Source organism: Nonomuraea sp. NPDC050328, from assembly GCF_044459405.1.
Lineage (GTDB): Bacteria > Actinomycetota > Actinomycetes > Streptosporangiales > Streptosporangiaceae > Nonomuraea.
Genome location: NZ_JBITIW010000012.1, coordinates 217842 through 232242, shown reverse-complemented (window position 1 = coordinate 232242; position 14401 = coordinate 217842). Strand labels below are relative to the sequence as shown.

Here is a 14401-nt window from a genome sequence, read left to right as displayed (position 1 = left end):
ACAGCGTAATAGAACCTTGTTCGGCAAGCACTTGCCGGGGTCGCCGCTCACCGTTTATACGTATAAGCATGAATCCGTACCAGGATCCCGGCCGCCCCGTGGCGGCCAGGGTCGACGACCTGATCAGCCGGATGACGCCGCAGGAGAAGGCGGGCCAGCTCTTCCACACCATCGCCCTGTGCGGCCGGCCGGTGGAGCTGATCGGCGACCAGCTCATGAGCCACTTCAACGTGCTCGGCGGCGCCGCGCCCCGTGAGATGGCCGAGTGGCACAACGCCGCCCAGGAGCAGGCTCTGGCCACCCGGCTCGGCATCCCGGTGACCTTCTCCACCGACCCGCGCCACTCCTTCTCCCACAACCCGGGCGCCGCCATCCTCGCCGGGCCCTTCTCGCAGTGGCCCGAGTCCACCGGCCTGGCCGCCATCGGCGAGGAGGACCTGGTCGAGACCTTCGCCGGCATCGCCCGCCGGGAGTACCTCGCGGTCGGCATCCGGGTGGCGCTGCACCCGCAGATCGACCTGGCCACCGAGCCCCGCTGGGCGCGCGTCAACGCCACCTTCGGCCAGGACGCCGAGCTCACCTCGCGCCTGGTGCGCGCCTACATCCGCGGCTTCCAGGGCGAACGGCTCGGCCCGGACAGCGTCGCCTGCATGACCAAGCACTTCCCCGGCGGCGGCCCGCAGAAGGACGGCGAGGACCCGCACTTCCCCTACGGCCGCGAGCAGGTCTACCCCGGCGGCCGCTTCGACTACCACCTCAAGCCCTTCGAAGCCGCCTTCGAGGCCGGCACCAGCCAGATCATGCCCTACTACGGCATGCCGGTCGGCACCGGGCACGAGGAGGTCGGCTTCGGCTTCAACCACGGCGTCATCACCGGCCTGCTGCGCGAGCGCTACGGCTTCGACGGCATCGTCTGCACCGACTGGGGACTGCTGACCGACGCCGAGATCATGGGACAGGCCATGCCCGCCCGCGCCTGGGGCGTGGAGCACCTGACGCCCCCGGAGCGCGCGCTCAAGGCCCTGGACGCCGGGGTCGACCAGTTCGGCGGTGAGGCCTGCCCCGAGCTGATCGTGGAGCTCCTGGAGTCGGGCCGGATATCTGAGGCGCGGATCGACGTCTCGCTGCGGCGGATCCTGCGCGAGAAGTTCGTGCTCGGCCTGTTCGACCACCGGTTCGTCGACCCGGACCGGGCCGAGGAGATCGTCGGCCGGCCCGACTTCGCCGCCGCCGGGCTGGACGCGCAGCGGGCCTCGCTGACGCTGCTCAAGAACGGGCCGCTGCCGCTGGCCGAGGGGGTGCGGCTCTACGTCGAGGGCGTGGACGCGCAGGCCGCCTCGGCCTACGGCAAGGTCGTGGAACGGCCGGGCGAGGCCGACGTCGCCCTCGTCCGGCTGGCCGCGCCGTACGAGCCCCGCGAGGGCGGGTTCGAGGCGTTCTTCCACGCCGGCAGCCTCGCCTTCCCCGAGGCCGAGATCGCCCGGCTGCGGGCCGTCCAGGACGCCGTGCCGACCGTGGTCGGGATCTACCTGGAACGGCCCGCGGTCTTCCCGGAGATCGACGCCGCGAGCGCCGCGGTGCTGGGCGACTACGGGGCGAGCGACGAGGCCTTCCTCGACGTGGTGTTCGGGCGGGCCGCGCCACGGGGACGCCTGCCGTACGAGCTGCCGCGCTCGATGGCCGCGGTCGAGGCGAGCCGGTCGGACGTGCCGGGCGACACCGAGGACCCGCTCTACCCCTTCGGTCACGGCCTCGGCTACTAGGCGGCCACCGCCCGCAGCCAGGTGCGGTCCTCGGTCAGGAACCGGTCGAGGACCAGGCCGGCCCGCGCCAGCTCGGCGGCGAGCTCCTCGTCGGTGAACTGCCGCGACTCGAACGACTGCGTCCACGCCCGATCGCGGTGCGTGTAGCGCATGGTCACCGCGAGCCGGTCGGGCCGGACCCGCTCCACCCGGGCCATGCTCACGGTGATCTCGCCGTCGGTGCGCGAGTGGCCGTGGGCCTCCCACCGCTCGTGCGCCTCGTAGGGCTGCCACTCGGCCAGCAGCGAGCCGCCCGGCGCCAGGTGCCGGGCGCAGGCGCCCAGGAAGTCCTGCCGCAACGCGTCGTCCGGGGTGTTGAGCAGGAACGAGGCCAGGACCACGCCGTCGAACCGCTCGCCGAGGTCGAGCTCCTGCACGCGCGCCTCGACCGTGCGCGCCCCGCGCACGTGCGCGAGCATCTCGGGGGACTCGTCCACCGCCACCACGTCGAAACCGCGCTCGACCAGGGAGTGGGTGACGCGCCCGACGCCGCAGCCGAGCTCCAGCAGGCGGCCGCCGGGCGGGACCACCCCGGCGATCACCTCCGCCTCGTGCCTGGCGTCCAGCAACAGGTAGAACTCCACGGGGGAACCGTCGGGGGTGATCGCTCCAGGGCCGGTGCCGTTGCTCATGATTCGAATCTACGTCCGCCTCGTTATCCTGACCAGATGATCAGCGGACGCAGCCCCGACCGGCGCAGATCCTTGCTGGACGCGGCCGACCGGGTCATCCTGCGCGACGGGCACGAGGTCTCCATGGCGGCCATCGCCGCCGAGGCGGGGATCACCAAGCCGATCCTCTACCGGCACTTCGGCGACAAGAGCGGCCTGTACGAGGCGCTCGCCGACCGGCACGTCCGGACCGTCCTGGGGCTGCTGCGGCCCGAGCTCGCCCGGCCCGGTTCGTCGTTGCGCGAGCGGACCCGCGAGGCGATCGGCGTCTACCTCGGGCTGATCTCGGCCAACCACACGCTCTACCGCTTCCTGTTCCACCGGGCCGGCGCGGAGGACCCGCGGACCCGCTCGCACATGAGCGCCCTGGTCCGCGGGCTCGGCGAGGAGCTGGCCGCGTTGCTGGCCGCCGAGGGGGTGGTGGCCGATCCGGTGCGGGCGCAGGTGCTCGGGCACGCCTTCGTCGGCATGGTGCAGACGACCGGCGACTGGTGGCTCGACCACCAGGAGGTCGAGCGGACCGCGGTCGCCGAGGCCCTGTCCGCCGCGATCGCCGCCGCCCTGCCCGCCTGATCCCGGCCCGCTTGACCCCTGCCCGCCTGATCCTGGCCCGCCTGATCCCGGCCCGCACGAGCTCAGGACAGCAGGTCCCACTCCGTCTCGCAGACCCGGCGGCCGATCGCGGCCAGCTCCACCGAGGGGCTCGCGCCGCTCAGGTGCCGCATCGCCTGCATGACGCAGATGATCCCCCACTTCAGCGTGCCGAAGCGCTCCCACCAGGCCAGCGCCGCGCGGTCCACCGGGCCGCCTCCGGCCCGCTCGTAGGCGGCGACCAGCTCGTCGTAGCCGCCGAACCCGCCCACCGGCGGGCCGGCCCCGAACCGCCACGCCTTCACGCACAACCAGCCCAGGTCCTCCAGCGGGTCGCCGGGGTGGGCCAGCTCCCAGTCCAGGACCGCGCGCAGGCCCTCCGGGCCGACGATCAGGTTGCCGTTGCGGAAGTCGCCGTGCACCAGCGTCGTGCGGCCCCGCGGCGGCCGGGTCTCGGCCAGGCGGCGGAAGGCCAGCTCGAAGGCGGGATGCGGCTGGCCGGTCAGGTCGAGCACGTCGCGCCACTGCCGCAGCGGGTCGTCCTGCTCCATCGCGGGCGCGCTCTCCGGCGGCATGCGGTGGATCGCGGCCAGCACCTGGCCGCACTGGGCGGCCAGCACCTTCCGTGCGGGGGCGTAGGCCTCCTCGCGCAGGATCCTCCGGGGGATGGTCTCGCCCTCCACCCGCTCCATCAGGATGTACGGCCGGCCGCCCTGCGGGGTGGCGCCGGTGGCGTGCACGCGGGGCACGGGGACTCCGGTGGCGGCGGCGGTGCGCAGGAGGGTCGCCTCGGCGAACAGGTCGGCGCCCGGCCCGAGGGTGAGCGCGGGGGTGTCCAGCCGCAGGACGAGCTCGTGGCGGGTCCCGGACGGCTCGGCGACGTCCAGCGCCCAGGTCTCCCGGGAGGCGCCGCCGGACAGCTGGACGGCCCGCTCGACGGTGGCCGAGCCGCCGAAGACCTCGCCGGCCACCGCCTCGACGACTGACTCCGCGACCGCGCTCACCCGGCGAACTCCCAGCTCCCGCCCGCCGCGTAGGCGCCCAGCAGGCGCCGCCCGACCGAGTCCACGTGCACCTCGTCCGGCCCGTCGTAGATGCGGCCGGCCCGGGCGTGCCGGTACATCCGGTCCAGGGGCGTGTCGGGCGTCAGGCCCGCCGCGCCGTACACCTGGATGGCCCGGTCGATGACGTTGTGCAGCATCCGCGCCCCGACGACCTTGATCGCGCCGATCTCGACCCGCGCGTCGGAGCCGGCGTCGATGGCGTGCGCGGCCTGCAGCGTGAGCAGCCGCGCGGCCTGGATCTCGGTGTAGGAGTCGAAGACGTGCTGGCGCATGAGCTGCTTGGCGCCGAGCGGCTGGCCGAAGGCGGTGCGGTCGTGCAGCCGGCGGCACATCAGGTCGAAGGCCCGCTGGGCCTGCCCGAGCCAGCGCATGCAGTGGAAGATGCGCCCGGGCCCGAGCCGCCGCTGGGCGATGACGAAGCCCTCCCCGCGCGGGCCGAGCAGGTTGCCGACCGGCACCCGCACGTCCTCGTAACGCACCTCGCAGTGCCCGCCGGACAGCCCGAGCACCGGCGTCTCGCGCACGATGCGGTAGCCGGGGGTGTCGGTCGGCACGAGGATCATCGAGAAGGAGCGGTGGGGCGGCGCGTCCTGCTCGGTACGGCACATGACCGTCGTGTACGCGGCCCGCGAGGCGCCGGTGGTGAACCACTTGTGCCCGTTGATCACCCATTCGTCCCCGTCGAGGACGGCCTCGGTGCGGAGCTGGGTGGGGTCGCTGCTGGAGACGGCCGGTTCGGTCATCGCGAAGCTGGGCCAGATGTCGCCGCGCACCAGCGGCCCCAGGTAGCGCTCGCGCTGCTCGGCCGAGGCGTGCTCGTGCAGCATCAGCGAGTCCTGGAGGGTGAAGGTGCCCAGGGCGAGCTGGCCGTACTCGCTGCGGCCCTGCACCTCGTTGACGTAGACGTAGTCGAGGAAGCCCAGCCCGCCGCCGCCCAGCTCGCGCGGGTGGCCGAGGGCCCACAGGCCCTCCTTCTTGGCCGCCTCCTGCAGCTCGCGCAGCGTGTCGGCGTCGCCGGCGTGCAGGGCGGGTTCGGCGGGTTCGACGCGTTCGGTCACGAAGCCCAGCACCGCCTCGCGGACGGGCCGGACACGGTCGGGGACGGAGAAGCTCATGTGCGGATCTCACGCCAGATCCGTTGCGAGGTCAACGGGAATTGGAACAATCTTCGGTATGACGCCTCACGACGCCCCCACCGCCGCCGAGCTCGTGGCCGCGGTGCGCGACTTCCTCGGCAGCGACGTCCTGCCCGCCGTCGAGGGCCGGGTGCGCTTCCACACCCGGGTCGCGATCAACGTGCTCGCCATGGTCGAGCGCGAGCTGCTGCTGGGCCCGGAACAGGCGGCCGAGCACGCCGTCCGGCTGGCCGCGCTGGGCGTGGCCGACGACGCCGGGCTGGCCGCCGCGATCCGCTCCGGCGAGATCGACGGTCCCGAGGTCACCGAGCTGGTACGGCGGGCGGTCCGGGCCAAGCTGGAGGTCGCCAACCCCGGCTACCTGGCCTGACCGCCTGCCGTACCGGCTGAGGACCAGGGGTCAGTCAGCTCGTCGCCTTCGGGTGCGGCCGGCCCTCGGAGCTCGGAGCCGACAGGTCGAGGTCCTTGACCCGCGGGTCGCCCTCGTCGGCGAAGTACTCGTCGCGCTTGGTGGCGTCGACGCCGTCGGCCACGTTGAGCGCGCGCAGCACCACGGTGACCAGCGCGGCCACGATCAGGTTGACGGCGAGCGCCAGGATGCCGGCGTAGACCGTCGTCTTGGTGTCGAAGCCGAGGGTGCCCAGCGAGAAGGCCGAGCCGCCGAAGTGCTGCTTGCCGCTGGCCGGGTTCGGGATCGTGTAGAGCATCCACAGGCCGGAGCCGAGCCCGAGCGCCCAGCCGGCCAGCAGGCCGCCCTTGTGGAACCAGCGGGTGTAGAGCCCGAGCGCCACGGCCGGGAGCGTCTGGAGCATGATGACGCCGCCGATGAGCTGCAGGTCGATGGAGAACTGCGGGTCGAGCAGGAGGATGCAGAGCACCGCGCCGACCTTGACCACCAGCGACACCAGCTTGGAGACCTTGGCCTCCTGGGCGTCGGTGGCGTCCTTGTTGAGGTACTCGCGGTAGATGTTGCGGGTGAACAGGTTGGCCGCCGCGATCGACATGATCGCCGCGGGCACGAGCGCGCCGATGCCGATGGCGGCGAAGGCCACGCCGGCGAACCAGTCGGGGAACATCTGGTCGAACAGGTTCGGGACGATGGTGTTGCCGACCGGCTTGCCGTCCACGACCGTCGGCTTGACCCCGGCCGCGATGGCCATGTAGCCGAGCAGCGCGATCAGGCCGAGCAGCAGGCTGTAGGCGGGCAGCGCGGACATGTTCCGCTTGATCACGTTGCGGTTCTTGGCCGCCAGCACACCGGTGAGGCTGTGCGGGTAGAGGAAGAGCGCCAGTGCCGAGCCGAAGGCCAGGGTGATGTACTGGAGCTGGTTGCCGGCGTTGAGCAGGATGCCGTCACCGGGCGCGGGGGAGGCCTCGAACTTCTTGGCCGCGGCGCCGAAGATCTCGCCCCAGCCGCCCAGCTTGATCGGGATGTAGATCACCGCGACCAGGATCACGATGTAGATCAGGCTGTCCTTGACGAAGGCGATGAGCGCCGGGGCGCGCAGGCCCGACTGGTAGGTGTAGGCGGCCAGGATGGCGAAGGCGATGATGATCGGCAGGTGGCTCCAGAAGCCGGTGCCGGTCAGCCCCATCGACTGCAGCACGGCCTCGATGCCGACGAGCTGCAGCGCGATGTAGGGCATCGTCGCGATCAGGCCGGTGATCGCGATCACCAGGGCCAGCAGCGGCGAGCCGAAGCGGGCGCGCACGAAGTCGGCCGGGGTCACGAAGCCGTGCACGTGCGAGACCGACCACAGGCGGGTCAGCACCACGAACACCATCGGGTAGATCACGACCGTGTACGGCACGGCGTAGAAGCCGAGCGCGCCCGCGCCGAAGACCAGGGCCGGGACGGCGACGAAGGTGTAGGCGGTGTAGAGGTCGCCGCCCACCAGGAACCAGGTGATCCACGAGCCGAAGTTGCGCCCGCCCAGGCCCCACTCGTTGAGGCTCTCGATGTTCTCGGGCTTGCGCCAGCGCGCCGCCACGAAGCCCATGCCGCTCACCACCGCGAACAGCAGCACGAAGATGACGAGCTCGGTGCTGATCATTTGGTCTTCCTGTAGACGATCGTGGTGACGGTCACGCCGAGGGCGATGAAGGCGAGCTGCAGCCAGTAGAAGAGCGGGAAGCCGAACAGGCGGGGCTCGTCGGCGTTGAACAGGAACGTCAGCAGCGGGACCACGATCGGCAGGAACAACAGCCAGTTCCATGGACTGCGATCGGTCCGGGTTTCCCGGGGGGTCATCGAGTCTCCGAAAGACGGGGGCAGGGGCCCGGTGCAGGGCCCCTGCCAGGGGGGATCGTTCGGAGCAGAGTAACGTTCGGGAGATTTAATCCCTAGTGTCGGGAATATTACGGTTTGGACTAATTTGTCCCATCAGGTGGAACCGGACAGGTCGAGATCCTTGATCCGCGGGTCGCCCTCGTCGGCGGTGTAGTGGTCGGGCCGCGTGCCGTCCGGCCCGTCCGGGACCTTCAACGCGCGCGCCAGCCAGGTGCCCAGCACGGCCACGACCAGGTTGACGATGATCGCCAGGAAGCCGGCGTAGATCGTCATCTTGGTGTCGAGGCCCAGCTTCTCCAGCGGGAAGGCCGAGCCGCCGAAGTGCGCGTGGTCGATGGCCGGGTTGGAGATGTTGTAGAGCAGCACCATGCCCGTGCCCATGCCGGCCACCCACCCGGCGATCAGCCCGGCCTTGTGGAACCAGCGGGTGAACAGGCCGATCGCCACGCTCGGCAGCGTCTGCAGAATGATCACGCCGCCGATGAGCTGCAGGTCGATGGAGAACTGCGGGTCGATCAGCAGGATGAACAGGACCGCGCCCACCTTGACCACCAGCGAGGTGATCTTGCTGACGTTCGCCTCCTGGGCGTCGGTGGCGTCCTTGTTCAGGTACTCCCGGTAGATGTTGCGGGTGAACAGGTTGGCCGCCGCGATCGACATGATCGCCGCGGGCACCAGCGCGCCGATGCCGACCGCGGCGAAGGCCACGCCGGCGAACCAGTCGGGGAAGACCGCGTCGAACAGGTTCGGCACCACCGTGTTGGTCAGCGGCTTGCCGTTCTCGCCCACACTCGGCTTGACCCCGGCCGCGATGGCCATGTAGCCGAGCAGCGCGATCAGGCCCAGCAGCAGGCTGTAGGCGGGCAGCGCCGACATGTTCCGCTTGATCACGTTGCGGTTCTTGGCCGCGAGCACGCCGGTGATGCTGTGCGGGTACAGGAACAGCGCCAGGGCCGAGCCCAGCGCGAGGGTGATGTAGTTGAGCTGGTTGCCGGCGTTGAGCAGGATGCCGTCGCCGGGCGCGGGCGAGGCGGCGAACTTCTCCTGCGCCCGGCCGAAGATGACGTCCCAGCCGCCGAGCCGCGCCGGGATGTAGATCACCGCGACCAGGATCACGATGTAGATCAGCACGTCCTTGACGAAGGCGATCAGCGCCGGGGCGCGCAGGCCCGACTGGTAGGTGTAGGCGGCCAGGATCACGAAGGCGATGATCAGCGGCAGGTCGCTGAGGAAGCCCGCGCCCTGCACGCCCATCGTGGTCAGCACCGCCTCGATGCCGACGAGCTGGAGCGCGATGTAGGGCATCGTCGCCACGATCCCGGTGATCGCCACCAGCAGCGCCAGCGTCGGCGAGCCGAAGCGCACCCGCACGAAGTCGGCCGGCGTGACCAGGCTGTGCACGTGCGAGACCGACCAGAGCCGGATCAGCACCAGGAACACCAGCGGGTAGACGATCACCGTGTACGGCACGGCGAAGAACCCGGTGGCGCCCGCCCCGAACAGCAGCGCCGGCACGGCGACGAAGGTGTAGGCGGTGTAGAGGTCGCCGCCGACCAGGAACCAGGTGATCCACGAGCCGAAGTTGCGCCCGCCCAGGCCCCACTCGTTGAGGCTGGCCAGGTCGGCGGGCCTGCGCCAGCGCGCGGCCACGAAGCCCATGGCGCTGACCAGCACGAACAGCGCGGTGAAGATGACGATCTCGACGATGTGCTCGCTCATCGCGTCATCCGGTAGACGAGGGTGGTCGAGACCACGCCCAGCAGGATGAAGGCGAGCTGGAGCCAGTAGAACAGCGGGAAGCCCAGGAGGCGGGGCTCGTCCGCGTTGTACAGGAACGGCAGCAGGGGGACGGCGATCGGCAGGAGAAGCAGCCAGTTCCACGGGCTGCGGTCGCTCCTGACCGGTGGTTTCTCACTGGTCATGCGCACTCCTCACGGCGGGCCGGACCTGGCCACTGTAGGGACGCGCACGTTTCGGACGGGTCACCGATCGCCGAACGGTCTACTCTCCGCGGCGAACGGCGTCAGGGTCTGCGGTCAACGGTCGCGGCTCACCCCACGACCGGCAGCAGGAGCGCCGACGGGTGCTCCGGCGAGCGCGAGATCTCCACGTCGGCCGGGACCATCCCCTCCGACGACCATCCGCCGGTGCCGAAGTTGCGGGCGATGGTGGGATAGGCCCCGCCGGCCACGTGCACCCGCAGCCGGTGGCCGCGCCGGAACCGGTGCCCGATCGGCCACAGCTCCACCTCGACCCGCCGCCAGCCGTCGGCGTCGGCCGGTTCGGCCGGGGTCAGCCGGCGCACGCCCTCGCACACGTTCAGCGAGACGCCGTCCGGCTGCACGTCGCACAGCCGCACCACCAGGTCCACGTACGGCGTGCTCGACCGCACCCACACCTGCGCGCTCACCGGCCCGATCGCCTCCAGGTCGGCGCGCAGCGCCCGGCTGCTGTAGACCAGCACGTCCCGCCGCGCCTCCAGCCGCCGCTGGTCGCGCGGGAGCGAGGCGACCAGCAGCACCGGCCCGCCGATCACCGGCGTCGGGTGCGCCGGATGGTAGCGGTAGCGGTCGGTCCCGTCCTGCTGCGGCGCCTCAGGGCCCAGCCCGAACCCCTCCCGCAGGTGCCAGCGCTCGGCCCGCATGCCCGGCACCGGCCAGTCGGGGTAGTCGCGCCACTCGCCCGCGCCGGTGATGTGCAGCCGCACCGGCTGCTCCCGCAGCCCGGACGGGTCGCCCAGCAGATGGGCGCGGAACCAGGCCAGCGCGTCGAGCATCGACACCCGGCCGTGCCGCATGTCCACGTGGTACCACGGGCCGATGGTGAGCTGCGGCCGGTGCCCGGCCGCCCGCAGCGCCAGGTAGTCGCGCAACTGCCAGGGGATGAACACGTCGTACCACCCGCCGACCAGGGTGACCGGCGCGCTCACCTCGCCCACCCGCGCGGAGAAGTCCCGCTTGTCCCAGTACGGCACGGCCGGGTCGGCGTGATGGCCGAGCAGGTCACGGTAGAACGCCAGTGGCTGCCCCGCCGAGACCAGGTCGAGCTCCTCCACCGGCCGGCCCGACAGCACCGCGCGCCGGGCCAGCCGCGGCGCGGTGAAGATCGCCGTCGCGCCGAACCGGCGGGCCATCGCGTTGGTCAGCGTGGTCCAGCTCAGCGTCGACTCCAGCGCGAAGGCCCCGCCCAGGTAGGCGGCGTCGCGGAACTGCGAGGCGCTGATCTGCACCGCCATCGCCTTCAGCTCCGGGCCGGCGTAGGGCGCGATGGCCCACTGGGTGTAGCCGAGGTAGGAGGGGCCGAAGGTGGCGAAGGCTCCGCCGTACCAGCTCTGCCGGCGCAGCCACTCGACGGTGGCCAGCCCGTCGTCGTGCTCGTCGCCCAGCGGGTCGAGCCGGCCGCCTGAGCCGAAGCTGCCCCGGCAGCTCTGCATCACGACCTGGAAGCCGTTGCGGGCGAAGCCGCGGCCGAAGGCCCAGCCGAACGCGCCTCGCCTGCCGTACGGGGAGCGGATGAGGATCACCGGCGCGCGCTCGGCGCCGACCGGCACGTAGCGGTCGGCCAGCAGGGTGACGCCGTCGGGCATCGGCACCGGCAGGTCTCGATGGACTCGCACACGGTAACGCATTCCCTACAGGTAACAGATCGCGCCGAAGGCCCGATAGGCCGGGGTCCCCGGACGTCTGGGCGTTTTATTACGGTCGCGTAGGGTGTGGCCTCCTTGGCAAACTATCCGGTCATGGGACGAATCACCTCTTACATCGCCCTAGGGGACAGCTTCACCGAAGGGCTCGACGACGGCGGGCCCGACCGCTTCCGCGGCTGGGCCGACCGGCTCGCCGAGCACATCGAGGCGGCGCAACCGGGCCTGCGCTACGCCAACCTCGCCGTCCGCGGCAAGCTCATCGAGGAGATCGTGCGCGAGCAGGTGCCGCCCGCAGTCACCGCCGGCGCCGACCTGGTCTCGCTCTGCGCGGGCGGCAACGACATCATCCGGCCGGGCGTCCGGGTGGAACAGGTCGCCCGATGGCTGGAGCAGGGCGTCGCCGCCCTGCGCGAGGCCGGCTCGCAGGTGCTGCTGTTCACCGGCTTCGACCTGCGGCACGTGCCGGTCATGCGGCTCGCGCACAGCAAGATCGAGCTGTACAACCTGCACATCCACGACATCGCCCGGCGCTACGACACCCTGCTGGTCGACCTGTGGCCGATGACCGTCTTCCGCGACCAGCGCGCCTGGAGCGAGGACCGGCTGCACCTCAGCCCCGACGGCCACCGCCGCGTCGCCCTGCGCGCCGCCGAGGTCGTGGGCCTGGAGGTGGCGGAGGACTGGCGGCTGCCCTACCCCTACCTGCCGCCCCGCCAGTGGACGCACGCCCGCCGCGCCGACCTGGAGTGGGCCCGCATGCACCTGACCCCGTGGATCACCCGCCGGCTCAACGGCCGCTCCTCGGGCGACGGCGTCGACCCCAAACGTCCCGAGCTGTCGCCGATCTCCGGCGGATGACGCCCCGGCCCCGGCGTAGCCTCGTTGCGGGCGGGGCGCCGCCGGGGCTAGTCTTGGCGCATGCGAATCCGACCGCAGAGTCAGTGGTGGCGCCGCTCCTAGGCGGCGCGAGACATTCGCATTCACGACGGACGGCCGCCCCGGATGGCGGCCTTTCCTGTGCCTGCCCCCGGGGCTTTATCGGTGAATAGGGGCAGATGGTGGAGACGAGCGGATATACCACCGCCGGGGGCGTGCGGGTCGAACGCCAGGCGCGTGAGGTCCCGGAGGCGGCGCTCGAGGAGATCGTGACCGCGCTGGGGACGCGGCGCGGCGGGGCGTTCTCCTCGGGCATGGACTACCCGGGCCGCTACAGCCGCTGGGCCTTCGGCTACGTCGACCCCTGCCTGGAGCTGGTGGCCAAGGGCCGGCGCATCCACGCCAGGGCGCTCAACGAGCGCGGCAAGGTGGTGCTCCCGGTGGTGGCCTCCTGCCTGCTGGCCGCCGGCAAGCCGGTCTCGGAGCCCACCGACACCTTCGTCGAGGTGCACGTGCCGGAGTCGGAGGAGCTGCTGCCCGAGGAGATGCGCAGCCGCCGCCCGACCGTCTTCAGCGCGTTGCGCGAGGTGCTGGCCGCCTTCAAGGGCGACGACCCGCACCTCGGGCTCTACGGCGCCTTCGGCTACGACCTGGCCTTCCAGTTCGAGCCGATCCGGCACGAGCTGGAGCGCCCCGCCGACCAGCGCGACCTGGTGCTCCACCTGCCCGACCGGCTGGTCGTCATCGACCGCCAGCGCGAGACCAGCGTCGAGTACCGCTACGAGTTCACCGTCGACGGCCGCGCCACCAGCGGCCTGCCCCGCGACGGCGACAGCGCCGAGCCCGTCGTGCCCGCCGAGGTCCCGCCGAACCCGGTGCGCGGCACCTACGCCACCGTCGTGGCCGCGGCCAAGGAGAAGTTCAAGCGCGGCGACCTGTTCGAGGTCGTCCCCGGCCAGGTCTTCCACGGCCTCTGCGCCGACCCGTCGGCCTTCTACCGCTCGCTGCGCGTCTCCAACCCGGCGCCCTACGAGTTCATCATCTCGCTGGGCGAGGGCGAGCACCTCGTCGGCGCCTCGCCCGAGATGTACGTCCGCGTCAGCGGCGACCGCGTCGAGACCTGCCCCATCTCCGGCACCATCGCCCGCGGCAGCAACCCGGTCGAGGACGCCGAGGCCATCCGCACCCTCCTGTCCAGCGTGAAGGAGGAGTCGGAGCTGACCATGTGCACCGACGTGGACCGCAACGACAAGTCGCGCATCTGCGTCCCCGGCAGCGTCCAGGTCATCGGCCGCCGCCAGATCGAGCTCTACTCCCGGCTGATCCACACCGTCGACCACATCGAGGGCCGGCTGCGCCCCGAGTTCGACGCCCTCGACGCCTTCCTCACCCACATGTGGGCGGTCACCGTCACCGGCGCGCCCAAGACCTGGGCCATGCAGTTCATCGAGGACCACGAGGAGACCACCCGCCGCTGGTACGGCGGAGCCATCGGCTTCATCGGCTTCGACGGCTCCATGAACACCGGCCTGACCCTGCGCACCGCCCAGATCAAGGACGGCGTGGCCACCGTACGCGCCGGGGCGACGCTGCTGTTCGACTCCGACCCCGAGGCCGAGGAGCGCGAGACCGAGCTCAAGGCCAGCGCCCTGCTGGCCGCGCTCGAAGCGGTCAACCACCCGGCCGCCGTCGCCGAGCCGGTCGTCGCCGAGCGGCCGGGGCTCGGCATGAAGGTGCTGCTCGTCGACCACGAGGACTCCTTCGTCAACACGCTGGCCGACTACTTCCGCCAGCAGGGCGCCGAGGTCACCACGCTGCGGCACGGCTTCCCGCCCGACCTGCTCGACTCCCTCGCGCCCGACCTGGTGGTCCTGTCGCCCGGCCCCGGCTGGCCGACCGACTTCGGCATGGCCGCGCTGATCGACGAGGTCTACCGGCGCGAGCTGCCCGTCTTCGGCGTCTGCCTCGGCCTGCAGGCCATGGTCGAGCACGCCGGCGGCACGCTCGACCTGCTCGACTACCCCGAGCACGGCAAGCGCGGCCAGGTCTCCCGGCTGGGCGACTCGGCGCTGCTCGACGGCCTGCCCGCCGAGTTCGTCGCCGCCCGCTACCACTCCGTGCACGCCAAGGAGCACGGCGTGCGGGGCTTCACCCCCACCGCCTTCACCCCGGACGGGAACGTCATGGCCATCGAGGACACCGCCAACCGGCGCTTCGGCGTGCAGTTCCACCCCGAGTCCATCCTCACCGCCGAGGGCGGCGCGGGCGCCAAGATCATCGCCAACGTGCTGCGGCTGACCCGCCGCTGAACGCGGACCGGCCCGG

At 71.7% G+C, this 14401-nt stretch carries 13 protein-coding genes; 5 read left to right on the top strand and 8 right to left on the bottom strand.

The features are described from left to right. The first annotated feature begins 68 nt into the window (after nucleotides 1–68). Nucleotides 69–1763, top strand: a complete 1695-nt coding sequence (locus tag ACIBG7_RS36420) for a glycoside hydrolase family 3 N-terminal domain-containing protein (RefSeq protein ID WP_357930160.1) — start codon at nucleotides 69–71, stop codon at nucleotides 1761–1763. Here ACIBG7_RS36420 and ACIBG7_RS36415 read toward each other — a convergent pair. Next, nucleotides 1760–2434, bottom strand: coding sequence for a class I SAM-dependent methyltransferase (locus ACIBG7_RS36415; protein ID WP_357930158.1), 675 nt, complete (start codon nucleotides 2432–2434; stop codon nucleotides 1760–1762). The two genes, ACIBG7_RS36420 and ACIBG7_RS36415, sit on opposite strands and share 4 nt — an antisense overlap. A 36-nt stretch (nucleotides 2435–2470) precedes the next feature. Here ACIBG7_RS36415 and ACIBG7_RS36410 point away from each other — a divergent pair, with 36 nt between their 5' ends. After that, nucleotides 2471–3046: a TetR/AcrR family transcriptional regulator gene (locus ACIBG7_RS36410; RefSeq protein ID WP_357930155.1), complete on the top strand. Its 576-nt coding sequence runs from the start codon at nucleotides 2471–2473 to the stop codon at nucleotides 3044–3046. 62 nt (nucleotides 3047–3108) lie between these two features. Here the strand turns inward: ACIBG7_RS36410 and ACIBG7_RS36405 are convergent, their stop codons facing one another. Continuing rightward, entirely contained in the window at nucleotides 3109–4068 is a 960-nt protein-coding gene (locus ACIBG7_RS36405; protein ID WP_357930152.1) for a phosphotransferase family protein, read from the bottom strand. Next, nucleotides 4065–5243 carry an acyl-CoA dehydrogenase family protein gene (locus ACIBG7_RS36400; protein WP_397339202.1) on the bottom strand — a complete coding sequence of 393 codons (1179 nt, stop codon included), beginning with the start codon at nucleotides 5241–5243 and terminating at the stop codon, nucleotides 4065–4067. Before ACIBG7_RS36400 ends, ACIBG7_RS36405 begins: the two co-directional genes overlap by 4 nt. 58 nt (nucleotides 5244–5301) lie before the next feature. Here ACIBG7_RS36400 and ACIBG7_RS36395 point away from each other — a divergent pair, with 58 nt between their 5' ends. Then, the gene (locus ACIBG7_RS36395) at nucleotides 5302–5634 is read left to right on the top strand and encodes a DUF6285 domain-containing protein (RefSeq protein WP_397339201.1); all 333 of its coding nucleotides are present in this window, start codon (nucleotides 5302–5304) and stop codon (nucleotides 5632–5634) included. A gap of 34 nt (nucleotides 5635–5668) precedes the next feature. Here ACIBG7_RS36395 and mctP (ACIBG7_RS36390) read toward each other — a convergent pair whose 3' ends face one another. From mctP (ACIBG7_RS36390) to ACIBG7_RS36370, 5 genes are all read right to left on the bottom strand, one after another. After that, nucleotides 5669–7318, bottom strand: coding sequence for a monocarboxylate uptake permease MctP (gene mctP / locus ACIBG7_RS36390; RefSeq protein ID WP_357930143.1), 1650 nt, complete (start codon nucleotides 7316–7318; stop codon nucleotides 5669–5671). Continuing rightward, nucleotides 7315–7515: a DUF3311 domain-containing protein gene (locus ACIBG7_RS36385; protein ID WP_357930140.1), complete on the bottom strand. Its 201-nt coding sequence runs from the start codon at nucleotides 7513–7515 to the stop codon at nucleotides 7315–7317. The genes mctP (ACIBG7_RS36390) and ACIBG7_RS36385 overlap by 4 nt, the downstream gene beginning before the upstream one ends. A 132-nt stretch (nucleotides 7516–7647) precedes the next feature. After that, nucleotides 7648–9273: a monocarboxylate uptake permease MctP gene (gene mctP / locus ACIBG7_RS36380; RefSeq protein ID WP_357930138.1), complete on the bottom strand. Its 1626-nt coding sequence runs from the start codon at nucleotides 9271–9273 to the stop codon at nucleotides 7648–7650. Further along, on the bottom strand, nucleotides 9270–9476 hold the full coding sequence (locus ACIBG7_RS36375) for a DUF3311 domain-containing protein (RefSeq protein ID WP_357930135.1): 207 nt from the start codon (nucleotides 9474–9476) through the stop codon (nucleotides 9270–9272). The genes mctP (ACIBG7_RS36380) and ACIBG7_RS36375 overlap by 4 nt, the downstream gene beginning before the upstream one ends. A gap of 128 nt (nucleotides 9477–9604) precedes the next feature. Further along, nucleotides 9605–11170 carry a CocE/NonD family hydrolase gene (locus ACIBG7_RS36370; protein WP_397339200.1) on the bottom strand — a complete coding sequence of 522 codons (1566 nt, stop codon included), beginning with the start codon at nucleotides 11168–11170 and terminating at the stop codon, nucleotides 9605–9607. Between the two features lie 123 nt (nucleotides 11171–11293). On the opposite strand from ACIBG7_RS36370, the gene ACIBG7_RS36365 reads away from it, so the two are divergent. After that, on the top strand, nucleotides 11294–12058 hold the full coding sequence (locus ACIBG7_RS36365) for an SGNH/GDSL hydrolase family protein (RefSeq protein ID WP_357930129.1): 765 nt from the start codon (nucleotides 11294–11296) through the stop codon (nucleotides 12056–12058). Nucleotides 12059–12255: 197 nt separating this feature from the next. Beyond that, nucleotides 12256–14385, top strand: coding sequence for an anthranilate synthase component I (locus ACIBG7_RS36360; RefSeq protein ID WP_397339199.1), 2130 nt, complete (start codon nucleotides 12256–12258; stop codon nucleotides 14383–14385). The last annotated feature ends 16 nt before the right edge of the window (nucleotides 14386–14401 follow it).

What these genes read in the sequence shown, in the direction of transcription:
- ACIBG7_RS36420 (WP_357930160.1), top strand. Translation starts at nt 69, where the DNA reads ATGAATCCGTACCAGGATCCCGGCCGCCCCGTGGCGGCCAGGGTCGAC.
- ACIBG7_RS36415 (WP_357930158.1), bottom strand. Translation starts at nt 2,434, where the DNA reads ATGAGCAACGGCACCGGCCCTGGAGCGATCACCCCCGACGGTTCCCCC.
- ACIBG7_RS36410 (WP_357930155.1), top strand. Translation starts at nt 2,471, where the DNA reads ATGATCAGCGGACGCAGCCCCGACCGGCGCAGATCCTTGCTGGACGCG.
- ACIBG7_RS36400 (WP_397339202.1), bottom strand. Translation starts at nt 5,243, where the DNA reads ATGAGCTTCTCCGTCCCCGACCGTGTCCGGCCCGTCCGCGAGGCGGTG.
- ACIBG7_RS36395 (WP_397339201.1), top strand. Translation starts at nt 5,302, where the DNA reads ATGACGCCTCACGACGCCCCCACCGCCGCCGAGCTCGTGGCCGCGGTG.
- mctP (WP_357930143.1), bottom strand. Translation starts at nt 7,318, where the DNA reads ATGATCAGCACCGAGCTCGTCATCTTCGTGCTGCTGTTCGCGGTGGTG.
- ACIBG7_RS36385 (WP_357930140.1), bottom strand. Translation starts at nt 7,515, where the DNA reads ATGACCCCCCGGGAAACCCGGACCGATCGCAGTCCATGGAACTGGCTG.
- mctP (WP_357930138.1), bottom strand. Translation starts at nt 9,273, where the DNA reads ATGAGCGAGCACATCGTCGAGATCGTCATCTTCACCGCGCTGTTCGTG.
- ACIBG7_RS36375 (WP_357930135.1), bottom strand. Translation starts at nt 9,476, where the DNA reads ATGACCAGTGAGAAACCACCGGTCAGGAGCGACCGCAGCCCGTGGAAC.
- ACIBG7_RS36365 (WP_357930129.1), top strand. Translation starts at nt 11,294, where the DNA reads ATGGGACGAATCACCTCTTACATCGCCCTAGGGGACAGCTTCACCGAA.
- ACIBG7_RS36360 (WP_397339199.1), top strand. Translation starts at nt 12,256, where the DNA reads ATGGTGGAGACGAGCGGATATACCACCGCCGGGGGCGTGCGGGTCGAA.